General features: G+C 39.3%; 15 protein-coding genes and 1 pseudogene. All 16 read right to left on the reverse strand.

What is annotated here, in order from left to right; all coding sequences use genetic code 11:
* Positions 1-118: 118 nt before the first annotated feature.
* Positions 119-700: a TetR/AcrR family transcriptional regulator gene (locus IEX94_RS03510; RefSeq protein ID WP_188856046.1), complete on the reverse strand. Its 582-nt coding sequence runs from the start codon at positions 698-700 to the stop codon at positions 119-121.
* Between the two features lie 138 nt (positions 701-838).
* A complete protein-coding gene (locus tag IEX94_RS20220) occupies positions 839-940 on the reverse strand; it encodes a hypothetical protein (RefSeq protein ID WP_373290792.1) in 102 nt (33 codons plus the stop codon).
* Positions 934-1689: pseudogene (locus IEX94_RS03515) on the reverse strand (thiolase family protein); the annotation flags it as partial. The gene IEX94_RS20220 and the pseudogene IEX94_RS03515, both read right to left, overlap by 7 nt.
* A 143-nt stretch (positions 1690-1832) precedes the next feature.
* Entirely contained in the window at positions 1833-2231 is a 399-nt protein-coding gene (locus IEX94_RS03520) for a MaoC/PaaZ C-terminal domain-containing protein (RefSeq protein ID WP_188856047.1), read from the reverse strand.
* The gene (locus IEX94_RS03525) at positions 2228-2677 is read right to left on the reverse strand and encodes a MaoC family dehydratase N-terminal domain-containing protein (RefSeq protein WP_188856048.1); all 450 of its coding nucleotides are present in this window, start codon (positions 2675-2677) and stop codon (positions 2228-2230) included. Before IEX94_RS03525 ends, IEX94_RS03520 begins: the two co-directional genes overlap by 4 nt.
* A gap of 18 nt (positions 2678-2695) precedes the next feature.
* Complete coding sequence (locus IEX94_RS03530) at positions 2696-3460, reverse strand: beta-ketoacyl-ACP reductase (protein WP_188856049.1); 765 nt, start codon at positions 3458-3460, stop codon at positions 2696-2698.
* 86 nt (positions 3461-3546) lie between these two features.
* Positions 3547-4500, reverse strand: coding sequence for an MBL fold metallo-hydrolase (locus IEX94_RS03535; RefSeq protein WP_188856050.1), 954 nt, complete (start codon positions 4498-4500; stop codon positions 3547-3549).
* Positions 4501-4598: 98 nt separating this feature from the next.
* Positions 4599-6233, reverse strand: coding sequence for an ABC transporter substrate-binding protein (locus IEX94_RS03540; protein WP_188856051.1), 1635 nt, complete (start codon positions 6231-6233; stop codon positions 4599-4601).
* A 42-nt stretch (positions 6234-6275) separates the two neighbouring features.
* Positions 6276-7181, reverse strand: coding sequence for an ABC transporter permease (locus tag IEX94_RS03545; protein ID WP_188856052.1), 906 nt, complete (start codon positions 7179-7181; stop codon positions 6276-6278).
* Between the two features lie 34 nt (positions 7182-7215).
* On the reverse strand, positions 7216-8163 hold the full coding sequence (locus tag IEX94_RS03550; protein WP_188856053.1) for an ABC transporter permease: 948 nt from the start codon (positions 8161-8163) through the stop codon (positions 7216-7218).
* Between the two features lie 4 nt (positions 8164-8167).
* The gene (locus tag IEX94_RS20085; protein ID WP_188856086.1) at positions 8168-10168 is read right to left on the reverse strand and encodes an ABC transporter ATP-binding protein; all 2001 of its coding nucleotides are present in this window, start codon (positions 10166-10168) and stop codon (positions 8168-8170) included.
* 75 nt (positions 10169-10243) lie between these two features.
* Positions 10244-11800, reverse strand: a complete 1557-nt coding sequence (locus IEX94_RS03560; protein WP_188856054.1) for a class I adenylate-forming enzyme family protein — start codon at positions 11798-11800, stop codon at positions 10244-10246.
* A 135-nt stretch (positions 11801-11935) separates the two neighbouring features.
* Positions 11936-13132, reverse strand: a complete 1197-nt coding sequence (locus IEX94_RS03565) for an MFS transporter (protein ID WP_229782543.1) — start codon at positions 13130-13132, stop codon at positions 11936-11938.
* Between the two features lie 131 nt (positions 13133-13263).
* A complete protein-coding gene (locus IEX94_RS03570) occupies positions 13264-13662 on the reverse strand; it encodes a Zn-ribbon domain-containing OB-fold protein (RefSeq protein WP_188856055.1) in 399 nt (132 codons plus the stop codon).
* Between the two features lie 3 nt (positions 13663-13665).
* The gene (locus IEX94_RS03575; protein ID WP_188856056.1) at positions 13666-14805 is read right to left on the reverse strand and encodes an acetyl-CoA acetyltransferase; all 1140 of its coding nucleotides are present in this window, start codon (positions 14803-14805) and stop codon (positions 13666-13668) included.
* A gap of 104 nt (positions 14806-14909) precedes the next feature.
* On the reverse strand, positions 14910-16076 hold the full coding sequence (locus tag IEX94_RS03580; protein ID WP_188856057.1) for an acyl-CoA dehydrogenase family protein: 1167 nt from the start codon (positions 16074-16076) through the stop codon (positions 14910-14912).
* Between the last annotated feature and the right edge of the window lie 118 nt (positions 16077-16194).

The following is a 16194-nucleotide window of genomic DNA, read 5'->3' on the forward strand; positions in this document are numbered from 1 at the left end:
ATTTTTGCACATTGGGTTGGTAAAAGATAAATTGAAAAAACGGAGTAATGATAATAATAACCAAAAAGGTTCCAAGCAAATTTTGATTGCTTGGAACCTTATATTTAACATATCGGGACTAGTTATGTTCTGGCCCCCTATTTTTTATACCATTTAGTATGATTTCTAAATAATAATTAACTAATTCTTCTTCTGATATCTCTCCATCCGGATTATACCAGTAATAAGTTCGATTCACCATATCTAATATGCTAAATGCGAGAATGTCAGCTCTAACATTATTTTTAAAATGCCCCTTAGCAATTCCATCTTCTAGTAAAGCTTGGACATTTAATCTGAAATCTCTCCTCTTACCTTTTATTTGTTCCAGGTGCACTTCTTCAATATGCCTCATTTCCCTAAAGATGATTCTTGCACTCTTTCCTTTTGTTTTGATTCCACTAATGATTAAATATATAATGTCATACAGTTTTTGATAGTTGTTTTTGCTAGGATCTCGAATTATTTCTTCTTGTTTTTGCAATAAATCTAAAATGAAAGATAGATGAATATCCTTCAATAACTCTTGTTTACTCTTAAAATAATAATAGAATGTACCTTTAGTCGCACCAATATTATCAGTAATATCTTCTATCGAGGTCTCTTTAAATCCTTTTTCATCAAATAAGTCAATAGCTGTCTGTATAATTTTCCCCTTCATCGCCGACTCCCTTTCCCCTATTCTTACTTCAGTATTATAAATATTAGTCGACTAATATTATGAGTGAATCTGATTAATTTCTTATTTCTCAAACGTTCGTATCGAGATTTCTCGACTTGGGCCATATATTTATTAAAATTATTCCCTTTCTAGAATAACTGAAATGCCTTGGCCTCCACCGATACAGGCAGTTACAAGACCATATCTTCCACCCGAACGATTGAGTTCATATGAGCGGATGCTGCATCATTTAAACCAGAACTACTCCCTGCTGTAACTGTTCCCTCTTTATCAAATGCAGGTCTTAATTTTGAGAGTGCTTCCAGACTTGTATTCGGTCGCGGATGTTCATCCTTCTCAAATATGATTGGTTCCCCTTTTCTTACCGGCACTTTTATCGGGACGATTTGCTCTTCAAAACGCCCTTCCTTCATCGCCCTCGCCATTTTTTGTTGGCTTCCATAAGCAAACGCATCTTGTTCTTCTCTAGTAATATTATACTGCTTAGCTACATTTTCAGCAGTTATCCCCATTGGAGGGCTACCTATTCCCTTCGGCGCATGCTGCATTCTTTGCCATTTTGGCGGCATTGAACTATATGGAGTTTCTGGACGTTCCATTAGATATGGTGCTCGTGTCATACTCTCAATCCCACCCGCTACATATATATCACCAGCTCCTGATTGGATTGCCTGAGCCGCAAGTATAACTGCATTTATTCCGGAACCGCACTGTCTATCAATCGTGAGTCCCGGTGTGCTTAGTGGTAACCCTGCCTGTAATGCTGTTAATCTTGCAATATTTCCGCCACCACCCAGTACGTTCCCCATAATGACATCATCTATAGCTTCAGGGTTAATGTTTACTCGATTTACCGCCTCCTTAATCACTTCTCCTCCATAAATATGGGCGGGAAGACTAGCCAATGCTCCCCCTTGTTTAGCAATAGCAGTTCGTACTGCCGACACAATTACTGCATCTCTATCCATTGTTTCAAACCAGCTCCTAATCGAAATTTTATAAATAAACCAAGCAGTCATGAGAGGTTCAAATATAGGACTATCTTGTATGCGGGTCCAAGACACATAGTGTTGTCAAGAAACCATTTCCCCCTCTAGGACTCCCAACTGTTTTAATATATCGCAAAACGAACTTTCCCTTTAATAACTTCTCTGCCCTTTTGGTTGATTGCTTTCACATCAAAATCCATATACTCTACTGTCTTATTTTGTAACTCAGCTTTCAGCGTAATCACATCACTCAGGAAAACCATACCAGAAAAACGAATCTGATAATCTTGGATAAAGCCTTCTTCAAAATATGGTGTAAATAGTTTTGCTAAATTCCCCATCGTCCACATTCCATGTGCAATAATACCTGGTAGTCCGGCTTTTTCGGCTTCTTCATCAATTGTATGAATAGGATTGAAGTCTCCGGAGGCTCCTGCGTACTTAATTAGGTCCATTCTTGAAACTGGGTTAAGTGTAACACTGAGCGACTCACCCTTATTTAATTCTAAAATGTTACTCATACTTTCATCGCCTTTCTCACAGTTTCAGTAATGATGATGATTGATTCTTCCGTGAATACAAGTTCACCATTTGCATCCTCACCATATCTTTTCGTTGATAAGAATCCCATTAACCCATTACTTCCTTGCTTTTCGTAATAATCCTCAATTACAGAGTAAGAGTAAATATCTTCGCCAACTAATAACGGACGTTTATAATGATAATTTTGCTCTCCATGGATGAGCCCTTTTTTAGGGAGCTTCAATCCTTCAATGACCCCTGAACTAAGTACACGAGGAAAGGTTGGTGGTGCAATATTTCCTCCATATCTGGATTTCTTTCCAACCTCTTCATCAACATAAATAGGATTCAAATCACCGATAGATTCAGCGAAGCGTGTAACCATTCCTCTTTCAATCGTACTTTTTACTTTTGAAGATTTTTTACCTATTAAGTCTTTGTACATATCATTCCTCTTCCTTCCTTATGATTTTGGTCCTCCAGCTACATAGATTACTTGACCACTGACAAAGGACGACTTTTCATCGGCAAAAAAGGCAACGGCATTTGCAATATCTGCCGGCTTCCCGCTACGTCCGACTGGAATTTTACTTGCACCCGCTTTCACGAAATCTTCAAATGGAACGCCAATTCTCTCTGCGGTGGCCTTCGTCATTTCTGTTTCAATAAATCCTGGTGCAACAGCATTCGCGGTAATTCCATATTTTCCTAGTTCAATCGCTAGTGTTTTTGTAAAACCTTGTAAGCCGGCTTTCACTGCGGAATAATTTGCCTGGCCTCTATTCCCAAGAGCAGAGGTCGATGAAATATTGATAATTCTTCCGTATTTTTGTTTAACCATATATTTCTGGGCTGCTCGGCTAGAATTAAATGCACCCTTCAAATGAACATCGATTACTTGTTGCCAGTCACTGTCCGTCATTTTAAATAGAAGATTATCCCGAATAATACCGGCGTTATTTACTAAAATATCTAATGAGCCAAATTTATTTACAACCTCATCGATTGCCGATTCGACTTCCGCTGCTTCTACCACATTTGCTTGAAAAGCTAAAATGTCATAGCCTTTTTCTGTAAATTCGTTTTCTGTTTCTCTCAATACTTCTTCATTAATATCGATAATAGCTACTTTCGCACCTTCTTTCGCGAGTTCTTCCGTAATTTCTTTTCCTATACCGCGACTTCCACCTGTTACAAAAGCTACTCTCCCATCAAACCTTCCTGCCATCCTATTTCCTCCTCCGTATTTCCTATTGTTGATGTCACAGATTCCAAAATGCACGCTTCTAGTAAACTCTCTCTACTTTCAAAAACCTAAATTAGACTATAGACGTAAACCCCATCCTTCTTCTTAACAAAAATTTCATCACGGTCTATCAACAGATCAAGTACACTCGTGATTTCAAAAACAAATGTAATCAACCCTTTTTTATAGCGATCAGGATACATCTCTTTTACAATATCGAGCCCTGTCGCTTCGCCTTTTGCAAGTACATTTTTCACCCGTCTTGCGCGATTTTCTGTTCTTTCAAATTGGGTATAAATAAATCTGCTTAGGTCGTAGATGTCAGGTCCATGACCAGAGTATGTTATTTTAATAGGAAGCTTAAGACACTTCTTCAGGTTCTCTACATACTGTAAAAGTGGTTTAGCGCGCTGTTCACCAGGATGTGGCGCGTCTAAAAAGATTCCAACATGGATATCATCAATGATGTGATCTCCGCAAATTAATATTTGCTCTTTAGCATGGTACAAAGAGATATGATCCTGTGAATGGCCCTGGGTTTCAATCACCTCCCAACCAGGTAAACCAGGTACGCTATCTCCTTCTTGAAGTCCTTTTTCAATTTTCAACCCTGCCAATAAGTCTCGATCACGTTTACGGTAAGCCCATTTCTTTGCCCCATCTTTTGAAAGACCGAATTCATAAAAAAGTTTTTCAAAAAACGCTCCACTCCATTTCATATAGGCCTGATCTGCAAGGTATGTTTCTGTATCTTTATGTGCATATACTGGTACCGGATTTTTTTCCAAAATCCATTCTAACAGGCCCATATGGTCATTATGATGATGTGTTAAAACAATCTGCTCAATTTCTTGAAGGGTTAAGCCTAAAGACTTGAGACTGTCTAACAATTCATTCCATGCCTGTTCTGTTTTTATCCCTGCGTCAATTAGTGTTAGTTTTACTCCAAATACCAAATATACATTTACAGGTCCTATCGGAAAATTGGTGGGTAACTCAATTTTCTCTATTCTCTGCACCATATTTCATTCAAATCCTTTTTTGAAAGTTTATTTTTTAGGTTAGATTTAATCATTTACCTTTCCAAAAATAGGGAACCTTGTGGTTATAGGTTATTAGATTATTTATCTAACCAGACATTTTTCATATGAATATGACCATATGATGCATGCGTTTCGTAGTTTTTCACATATGGCTGATGTGGGCTCATGACATAGTAAGTCGAAACCGGAATTGGGTTTAAAATGTTTTCTAGTACAAAGCGTTGAATCTCATGAACTTTTTCAAGCCTTTCATCTTCATCTAAAATCATACGTTGTTCATCCAGCATGTGATCTAATTCCGGGTCTTTCGTGTTGTACCAATTTCGTGCACCTTCAGAATGCATCTGAGTACGTAGCCATTCATCAGCTTCTTGAAAATATGTTTGATAACCTACACCGATATCATAATTAACGGTTGGCCATCTTTCTGAAAAGTAAGTAGCATACTCCACTACTTCCATTTCGGCGTTAATACCTATATTTCGTAAATCCTCGGTAATCCACTGTGCGACACGAACTAACTGTTCACCATAGCCATCTGTTACAATTAAGGTCGTATCAAATCCATTAGGGAATCCCGCTTCTGCCAGTAATGCTTTAGCGCCTTCTGGATCATATGGGAGAAGTTCTTCCCTTTCTTCTAATGGTAGTGCCCAATCACCCAAAGATGGATTTACAGGTCCGCTTACTTCTCCTCCTCCATAAATACTATCCACCATCGATTGACGATCAATCGCCATACTAATCGCTTTACGGACTTTCAAATCATCAAACGGCTCTCTTTCCATGTTTACATACACTTGTTCTTGCGTAGGAAACAATACTTCATTTACAATTGTATCCGGGTTACTTTTGACTAGAGTATCTAGTTCCTCTGGTGATATCCCACCGATTACTTCTGCCTGTTCAGTCCGAAACGCAGCAATCCGCGCGCCTTGGTCCGGTACAACTTTATAAATTAACTCATCTAGATAAGGCTTTCCTTCTTCAAAGAAATTTGGATTACGGGAATACGTTGCTTGAACATTGTCATCCCACTCTTCTAATACAAATGGTCCTGTTCCAATTACATCTGTTGCCAGGTCTAGTTCACCATCTACCGCTTCTTGCGGTAAAATCCACATAAAATGGTTCGCCATAAAGTTTAGAAATGGGGCAAATGGCTGCTTTAACGTGAAAACTACAGTAGTATCATCTGTTGCTTCAATACTCTCTACTTCTGATAAAATAGCAGCTTGGTGACCCGGCAATTCAATAATTCTTTCCATCGTGGCAACGACATCTTGTGCATTCACTTGGCGACCATTTACAGGTTCCTTGTCATGCCAATAAGCTTCACGTAGGTGAAAGGTATACACTGTACCGTCTTCTGATATATCCCAGTCTTCTGCGAGATCTGGTACAATATTATAATCAGTGAATTCAACATGAGGTCCCGTTTCATACGTCACTAATTTGTTATAAACGAATCCAGCCATTTGATGTGTATAAATGGATGATTGACGATGGGGATCCAATGTATCCGGATCAGCTGGAGTAACCATTGTAAATGTCCCGCCGTATTTTGGTTCTGATGCATCTTCTTCATTTTCGGATGAATCCGCTTCTGCTCTGGCATTGCCGTCCGTGCCAGAATCTGAAGAACAAGCACCTAAAAGGAGCAACAGTAATCCAAAGAAAAATAGCGCTGGTAAATTCCTAATTTTAAACATGCAAACCCTCCTCTTATTTCTCAAATTTCGTAAGTTTAAAGACTATGAAGATAGTTTTGGATCTAAGAAATCTCGTAATGCATCCCCCAGCAAGTTAAATGCCAAGACTAATAGACTTAAAGCCACACCAGGAAAGAAAACAAGCCAAGGGGCACTTTCCATGTATCTGCTCGCATTACTAAGCATCAACCCCCAAGATGGATTTGGCGGAGGTGTCCCAATTCCGAGGAAACTAAGTGAGGCTTCTGCGATGATTGTTTGCCCGAATGCTAAGCTCGCCATAACGATAATTGGTGCCATCATGTTCGGTAACCCGTGTCTCATAATAATCCTTAGTGCATTTGCACCAACAGAGCGGGAGGCCTCGACATAATTTGTTTCCCTAATCCGCATCATCTCCCCCCGAACAATTCTGGCAAAACGCGGGATTTCAATGATAACGAGAGCAATAATCACATTCTTGACTGCTGGCCCAAGTAATGCAGCAATAAACAAGGCTAATATCAATGCTGGAATAGCCATAATGGAGTCCATTACCCTTTGGATAATCATATCCACAACTCCACCAAAGAAGCCTGAAATCATCCCAATGATCGTACCTAAAATGATTGAGATAATGACAGTTGCAAAGCCAACCAGTAAAGAAATTCTTGCACCATAGATAATTCGACTGAACACATCGCGCCCTAAATCATCTGTCCCCATTAAATGCTGTACATCAGGTGCAGCCAAAAAGGCTTCTCTATTTTGTTCAACAGGATCAAATGGGGCAATAACCGGAGCTGAAATAGCGACAATTATAACCAGAATTATAAATAAAGCAGAAATCAACCCAATCCTCTGTGTAGAAATAAAACGGATACATTGATTTTTAATCCTTGATAGCCGCGTTCTTCTTGCAAGATTCTTTTTAATTGGAAACTCGGATTCTACTTGAACTTGAGACATTGCATCACTCCCCTTCTATCGTTGGTTATTTACGTTAACTATTTCTTATTCTTGGATCCACCCAGCCATACATCACATCGACAACTAAATTAACCAATAAGAACATTGCTCCAAAGATTAGTACAGCAGCTTGGATTACCGGATAATCCCTTGCGGATACTGTTTCAAAAATCAGACTGCCTAAACCAGGAAGGGAAAATATTGACTCTAACACCACAGTTCCACCGAGTAGATAACCTACTTGTAAACCAATTAATGTAATGACAGAGACGAGGGAATTTCTAAGTGCATGTTTATAAATCACCACTCGCTCCTTCGCTCCTTTTGAGCGAATCGTTCTTATAAAATCAGAATGCAATACTTCCAGTACAGCAGATCGGGTCATGCGAACAATACTTGCACTAAGCGTGATCGCTAGACAAATTGCAGGTAAAATCATTTGTTGTAAATTGACAATTGGATTTTCAAAAAACGATTGAAATCCTAAAGGGGGGATCCAATTAAATAATAAAGCTAATCCGGTTAGCAGTATTAATCCTAACCAAAAGTTTGGAATTGATAAACCACCAACGGATGTGATACGTAACAGATGATCAACAAATGAATTATGCTTTACAGCCGAGATGACACCAATAGGTATCCCGATCAAAGTTGCTAATATAATCGACATGATTGATAACTGCAAAGTAATAGGAATTCTTTCTTTAATTATTTCTGTTACAGGCAGTCCTGACCAAAGAGAAGTACCTAAATCACCTTGAACTACTCCTTTAATCCAAGCGCCTAACTGAGCCATAATACTTTTATCAAGACCTAACTCGGCTTCCAAAACTTCTATTTGTTCTTCGGAAGCTCCTGAATCCGCCAATTGGAGGGTTACGATATCACCAGGGACTGCTCTCATTACAACGAAAACGAATGTTACCATGAGGAGTAGAACGAGTACTCCATATATTAATCTTCTTACGATATATTCAACCACACCTCTACCCCTCTCCATACAGATGGCATGAAACGATATGACCGGATGAAAGTTCTTGCATTAATGGCTTTTTTTGCTTGCAAACTTCCATCGCCATTGGACAACGCGTATGGAATTTACAGCCACTAGGGGGATTTGATGGACTTGGTACTTCTCCTTTTAAAATGATTCTGTCAGGATCTACTGTAGGATCTGGAACTGGTACTGCAGAAATTAAGGCTTTAGAATAGGGATGCAGTGGTTCTTTGAAGAGTGTCTCTGAATCTGTTACTTCAACTATTTCCCCCATGTACATGACAGCAATTCGATCAGAAATATACTTTACAACATTTAAGTCATGAGATATAAACAAATAAGAAAGCCCCATTTTTCTCTGTAAATCTTTGAGTAAATTCAATATTTGAGCTTGCACGGATACGTCCAAGGCTGAAACGGCTTCATCACAAATCAAAAGGTCTGGTTCCGTAGCCAATGCACGGGCTATTCCAATTCTTTGCAGCTGTCCACCAGAAAATTGATGTGGAAACTTTTGCATATCGTTTTTAGATAGCCCAACTGTTTCTAATAATTCACCTATCTTTTCTTGTTTATCCAATCCTTTAGCCAGCCCATGCACTTCTAATGGTTCTCCGATAATATCAAGCACAGTCATGCGGGGGTTTAACGAACTAAAAGGGTCTTGGAAAACAAATTGCATTCGTTTCCTTAAATTTTTCATCGATTTACGATTACTGTTTATTAGATCATTTCCAGCAAAACTGACTTGTCCTTTGGTGGAGTCAATCAAGCCTGTAATTAATCTTCCAACCGTTGATTTCCCACATCCTGATTCCCCTACTAGGCCTAGCGTTTCACCCTGATGTATGTGAAAGGAGACCCCATCTACAGCTCGGACATGGCCAACCGTTCTAGATAATATGCCCTTTGTAATTGGGAAGTGCTTTTTGAGTTCTTCTACATCCAATAACAATTCTTTTTCTCCCAATCGTTCATCTAAATTGTCATAAACGTCTTCATCGGTTTTTTCCTTGATCGTACCAGGAGATGATATTTCTATTTCAGCATCTGGATCAACAAGCCAACACTTACTTAAACGGTTATCGCCAAGATTGTAAAACGGTGGTTCCTCGATACGGCATTTATCTGTAGCAAATTGACAACGGGGATGGAATCTGCAACCTGATGGTATCTCATCGAGACTTGGCACATTTCCTTTTATCGTTTGCAAACGTTGGTCCCGGTCCGTTTCTATTCTAGGAATACTCCTCATTAGAGCTTCCGTATAGGGATGCTGCGGATTTTCAAATAATTCTCTTACACTTGATTGTTCGACAACCTGGCCAGCATAAACAACGACAACCCGATCTGCCATTTCAGCAACGACTCCTAAGTCATGTGTCACTAATAAAATTGAAGTATCAAATTTGGATTGTAGATCCTTTAATAATTCCATAATTTGCGCTTGAACGGTAACATCTAAAGCAGTAGTTGGTTCATCCGCGATAATTAAAGCGGGTCTACAAGCTAACGCAATTGCAATCATTACCCTTTGTCGCTGTCCCCCCGATAATTGATGAGGGTATACGTGGATTCTATTTTCAGGATCTGGTAAGCCTACAAGACGTAACAACTCAATTGCTCGCTCAACATATTCCTTTGTTGGCAAATCTTCATGAATTTTGATTGTCTCGATAATTTGATTTCCAATCGTATACACGGGGTCTAAACAAGACATCGGGTCTTGGAAGACCATCGCAATGTCTTTCCCGCGAATTTTTCGTATTTCCTCATCTTTCAGCTCAGCAAGATTTAAATTATTAAACAGAACTTTCCCAGAAGAAACCTTCCCAGTATTTTCTAATAACCTTAGAATGGATAAAGCAGACACGCTTTTCCCAGAACCAGATTCACCAACAATAGCAACTGTTTCTCCTTTTGTTATACTGAAGGAAATATCATTTACTGCCTCCACAGTACCTTTTCTCGTTTGAAAGACTGTCGTCATTTTTTCAACCTGCAACAATGGGGTTTCATGATTTACCAAGTTCTCTTCCTCCTTCAATTAAAACTGTTGCTTCTGCTAATTTTGGAATTGATGATCCTGATACATATCTTTTAGATGCATCTTTAGTATTTTACCAACCCCATTCCTTGGAAGTTCGTCTATAAACAAGATTTGTCTTGGCGTTTTATATTTAGCAACATGTACTTGACAGTACTCTAACAATTCTTGTTCAGTTACTTCTACGTCTTCTTTTTTAACTACACATGCGAGAATTTCTTCTCCCATTCTCTCCGATGGAATTCCAATTACAGCAACCTCTAAAACTGCTTCATGTTTTGCAAGCAATTCTTCTAAGTCACGAGGATATATGTTAAACCCACCGCGAATAATTAAATCCTTTTTACGGTCTACGATGAATAGATATCCATCCTCATCTACCCTTGCCATGTCACCAGTACAAAGCCATCCATCTTTAAAAGCCTCTTTTGTAGCTTCTTCATTACGGAAATAGCCTTGCGTAACATTGTCGCCTTGTATCAATAATTCTCCAATCTCCCCTACAGGGAGCTCCTCACCATTCTCATCAGCAATCTTAATCTTGACACCTGGCATTGGAATACCAACAGAACCTTCCTTAATTGGCATATCATTTCGTTGTGAAGCAACGCCTGGAGATGCTTCTGATAACCCATAAGCATCACGTACTTCCGCATTAAACTTTTCAATGAATTTCTTCCTTAAGCTAACTGGTAATGCCGCTGAGCCAGATCCTACCGTCTCTAGAGAGGATAAATCATATTGATCAGCATTAGGATTGTACACCATGGCATATACCATGGCCGGTACACCAGCAAAAGACTTAATTTTAAATTTCTCAATCGCCTTAAAGACTTCCTCTGCATCAAATTTTGAAAAAATAACAACGGAATTACCTTGCATTAATAAACCATTCATTACTCCAAAACCATAAATATGAGCTAATGGCAGGACACCTAATGTTGTTCCACGTTCTTCGTCTTCATCTCTTAGTGCTAAACCGTTAGCTGTATTGGAGTATAGGTTCTTATGGGTCAGGATAACCCCCTTCGGCTTTCCGGTTGTTCCAGAAGTATATAAAATAACTGCCATGTCATCTTCTTTTAGAGCCGGACTCCGCTCTTTCTTTAAATCTATCTTTGAAAAGGCTTCCTCCCATTCAATGATTTCTAAATCGTTATTTCTAACTAAATCTTCCTCTTTTGGAGTATCTACACAAATGACCTTTGGTTTTTCTTTTAATCCATCTGTAGCCTTTACTATTTTCCTTAGAAGAGGTGAAGAAGTAATGACTGCTTTTGCTTCCGAGTTTTCTAAAATGAAGTTTATTTCCTTCTCGTGCAACAAATACATGACCGGCACAACTATTGCTCCCGAGCGCAAAATGCCTTGATAAGAAAATATTACCTCTGGACAATTCGGCATACAAACAAGTACCCTATCTCCCACATCAATTCCCAGATCACTAATCATAGTGGAAACTTTCTTTGCAATATCCCTAGTTTCAATATTTGTGTATGATTTATCTCCATAATAAAGAAGCGAATACTCACCAAAGGATTTAATGTTTTCTTCTAATAGCTGTGTAAGCAGCATATTATCCCTCCGCAAAAACTTTATTAGCAAATTATACTCAGTTCATTCAGCACTCAGGCACGCTAAATGTATACATAAGTCAATATATTCCGTATATTTAATCCACAGGTTTTTATATGAATAATAAAGGGTGCATTACATTCGAGATTTTCTTTCCCCTACACTTGGTAAATGAAGTTGTCTTTCTGAGTTAACCAACATCATAATCAATAGTAAGAAAGTGATTAAAGCAGATGTTAAAAATGGGCCTGGAACAAGATATACAAAAATCCAACCGCCCCATAGCGGGCCTAAGATTCGCCCTAAACTATCCATAGACTGCTGTAAACCCATCGTTATCCCTTGCCCCATCTCACCCCGCTTAGACAAAAGTGAAATTACTGTTGGTCTCACACATGCTTGCCCGAATCCAGTTAAGATACAACCTATAATAACCATCCAAGGAACAGGTGCTGTAGCAATGATGGCAAATCCAATCGTCACAATACTTAAGCCAATTTTTGATAACTTTTCTTCATCGAAGACGTCATACAGTTTCTTGAGTAGAAAGAATTGAACAGTTACGGATGTTCCTGCCTGTGCGCTAAAAGCCAAACTCACATATAATGCACTCGCATCGTAACGTGCTATCATAAAATATCCTAGTAGGCCGAAAAAGCTGGAAGCAGCGATAGACAAACCGAGCGTAATCGTATATAAATCCCAATAGCCAGTTTTTGCTACCATGGTAATCGAACCCCAAAAAGAAGGATTTTCATTTTCGTCTATTTGAGCTTCTTTTTCCATTGGTTCCTTAATAAAAATCCATGCCAATGGAATCGTAATTAACGCTAAACTACCCGCAACGATAAAAGGTACGATAATCCCAAATGGAGTGAATAATCCTCCAACGGCTGGACCACATAGGAACCCTAGACCATTTAACGCTCCCATCTGTGCCATCGAAAGATTTCGATTCTTTGGTGTTGAAAAATCAGCTACCATAGAAAACACAGCTGGATGGGTTCCGGAACTTAAAGCTGCCCCAATGATCCGAGCGATTAGTAATTGCCAATAGCTTTGGGCTAGTATTAAAATAATAAAAGCTACCCCAAAACCGAACAATCCGAAAAGCAATACAGGTTTTCTCCCCATTTTATCTGCAAAGCGTCCCCATATTGGGGCAGTAATTAATTGAGAAACTGCCCAACCAGTTATGAGAGATCCCATTTGAAAAGAAGATAAACCTAAATCATCCGCGATAAATGGTAATGTTGGAAGGACAATCCCATAACCAGTCATCGTTAAAAACATAATAAATCCTAGTAAAAAAAAAACCTTCTTATCCATCATTACACTTCATCTACTTTCACTGCTCAATTATTAAATAGGTAGAACGGAAGAACGCATTATTCCTCCGTTCTCTATAAATTAAACAACTAATGTCTATGAATGATCGGATTAAATTTTATAATTTATTTTCGTTACTTGATCTGAAAATACGGTAGAGTAAAGTCATCACTCATTCTGTGGAATAACACAGATGCTTCCTTATCAATTTCAACTTGTTCACGCTCCCCTATAATACGGGTCATCATTCTTACGCCTTCATCGAGTTCCACTATGCCAACAATAAATGGAGTTTCTTCTTTAAACGGACCGAACGCTTGGTGTATAACGGTATAGCTATATATTTTTGCCTTTCCACTAGCTTTTTTCCATTGAATCTCTTCTGAAAAACAGAATGGACAAAGGGAGCGAGGGTAGAAGATATGTTTATTACATGATTTGCATTGTTGTATTAATAATTCCTTATTATTTAGCCCTTCCCAAAATGGTCTAGACTCTTCATCATATACTGGCTTGGAAATATGAAGAGACATTGCTTAATCCCTCCCTAATATAACCGTTGAAGTTGAAGACAACACCCCGCCAGTACCATGCACTAAAGCTAACTTTGCATTATTTACCTGACGAGCTTCACATTCGTTTCGCAGTTGTCGTACTGCCTCAATTAAGAGGAAGATTCCATACATACCTGGATGACAGTAGGAAAGCCCGCCACCGTTTGTATTCATAGGAAAAGCTCCCCCTGGCGCAGTGCGTTGATTACTAACAAACTCTCCACCTTCACCAGGCTCACAAAAACCTAACGCTTCAAGTGTTAACAAAACCGTTATCGTAAATGAGTCGTAAATCTCTGCAACATCAATCTCAGCTCGTGAAACACCTGCCATTTGAAATGCCCGTTCTCCTGATTCGCGGGCACTTGTAACTGTTAAATCAGGCATGTTCGTAATCGTATTATGTGAATGCGCTTCCCCATGACCTAAAATCCACACAGGTGGTTTCTTCGTCCTTGATGCCACTTCTTTTGATGCTACTACTACTGCACCACCGCCATCTGTAACCAAACAACAATCTAATAGATGAAGGGGTTCAGCGATCATACGTGATTCGAGAACATCAGAAATCTCAATTGGCTCTCTTTTGTAAGCCTTTTCATTTAAAGAGGCCCATTTTCTTGTTGCAACAGCAACTTCAGCCAACTGTTCAGATGTCGTTCCGTACTGGTGCATATGTCGCATTGCCGCTAAAGCGTATGACCCAACCGTTCCTGGTAAGCCATAAGGTTGTTCATACTGTCCTGTCAAAGGAGCACTAAAAGTGGAGTTCACCGGATTCGTACGATTCGTACTTCCGTAAGTAATCAGAGCCACTTCGAATAATCCTGCTTGAATACCTGCCATTGCGTGCCCTACGTGGGCCTCAAATGATGAACCACCTATGTTAGTTGAATCAGTGTATTTCGCATCAATACCAAGGTACTCTGCTAACATTAGGTTAGGGGCCCAAGCCCAGTTTCCAGCAGTGAACAATGCGTCCACATCATCTTTAGTTAAACCCGCCTCATCCAAAGCAGCTTTAGCCGCTTGAGCTTGAAGTTGCAAGACATTTTTGTCAGGGGTTTTTCCCAAATCTGATTCCGCAACTCCTACAATCGCTGCAATTCTTTCAGATTTCATTTCCACCCACCTTTATTCCAATACTATGAAAACTATTTTCGAGTTGACCTACGAAACAAAGAAAGAAGTTAAAGAACTTTACTAGAATTAGCTAACAATGAAAGCTATAATAATTCCCCAACTTTTACATGCCCTTTTAATAAGTTTCTCGCAATCGTACGGCGTTGAATTTCATCTGTTCCTTCAAAAATACGAGTGAGTCGTAATTCGCGGTACCAGCGTTCAATTGGTAATTCCTTCGTATAACCCATCCCGCCATGAATTTGTAATACACGATCAACGACTTCATTAGCCATGACAGCCCCATTTAGTTTCGCCATAGATGACTGATGACGGGCATCCATTCCTTTTTCCGCCATCCAAGCTGCCCGTAAAACAATCCATTTCGCTGCCTCTATTTCAACTGCTGAATCTGCTATCATCCACTGAATTGCTTGCCTTTCTGCGATTGGCTTTCCAAATGTCTCGCGAGTTTGTGAATAGTCAATCGCCATTTGCAGCAAGCGTTCTGCGGCACCAATTCCACCAGCTGGTATCATATATCTTCCTTGTCCAATCCATTGCATTCCCAGTTTAAAACCATGACCCACTTCACCTAATACATTCTCTTCAGGAACACGGACATTTTCGAAAACTAATGTCGCCGGACCCCATTCTCCCATCGTGTGAATATACTCCGATCGCCAGCCCATCTCACGATCAACCAAGAAACATGTTACACCGCCATTCGCACCCTTCTCTTTATCAGTTACCGCAAAAACCATCGCAAAATCCGCTTCATTTCCATTCGTAATGAATACTTTTTCTCCATTTAACACCCAATGGTCACCATCTTTAACTGCTGGCATTTTTATATTTCGAGCGTCAGAACCCGCTCCTGATTCAGTAATTGCAAAGCATGACCGTTTTTCTCCATTAATAACAGGTAATAAGTATTTCTCCTTTTGCTCTTCGTTGCCCTCATAAAGAATATTATCCGCCGAACCACCAAAGTTAAATGGCACAAAAGTGCGTCCCATCTCCATAGCAATTAACGCCGCCATTATAGGGCCTAAATTAGCCCCGCCATATTCTTCAGGCGTATTGATTCCCCAGAAACCAATTTCTTTTGCCTTATTTTGTAATTCTTTAATTTTCTCCCTTGTAATCCCTGGTCTTCCTTCCCTTTCATTCTTTAATACCTCTTGTTCAAGGGGTTTTAGCTCCTTATTAACAAAGTCTCTCACTGTTTTCTGCACCATTCTTTGCTCTTCTGATAAACTAAAATCCATTCCAGTCATCTCCTTCGATTAATTTATATTTTAAATTTTGTTTGTTCCAAGCTGTACGTATGGCTGCTTAGGTAATTTCACCATAATTTCTCCATTGCTTTATACATACTAACTAATC

The sequence above is a fragment of the Oceanobacillus indicireducens genome (assembly GCF_014647195.1).
GTDB lineage: Bacteria > Bacillota > Bacilli > Bacillales > Amphibacillaceae > Oceanobacillus > Oceanobacillus indicireducens.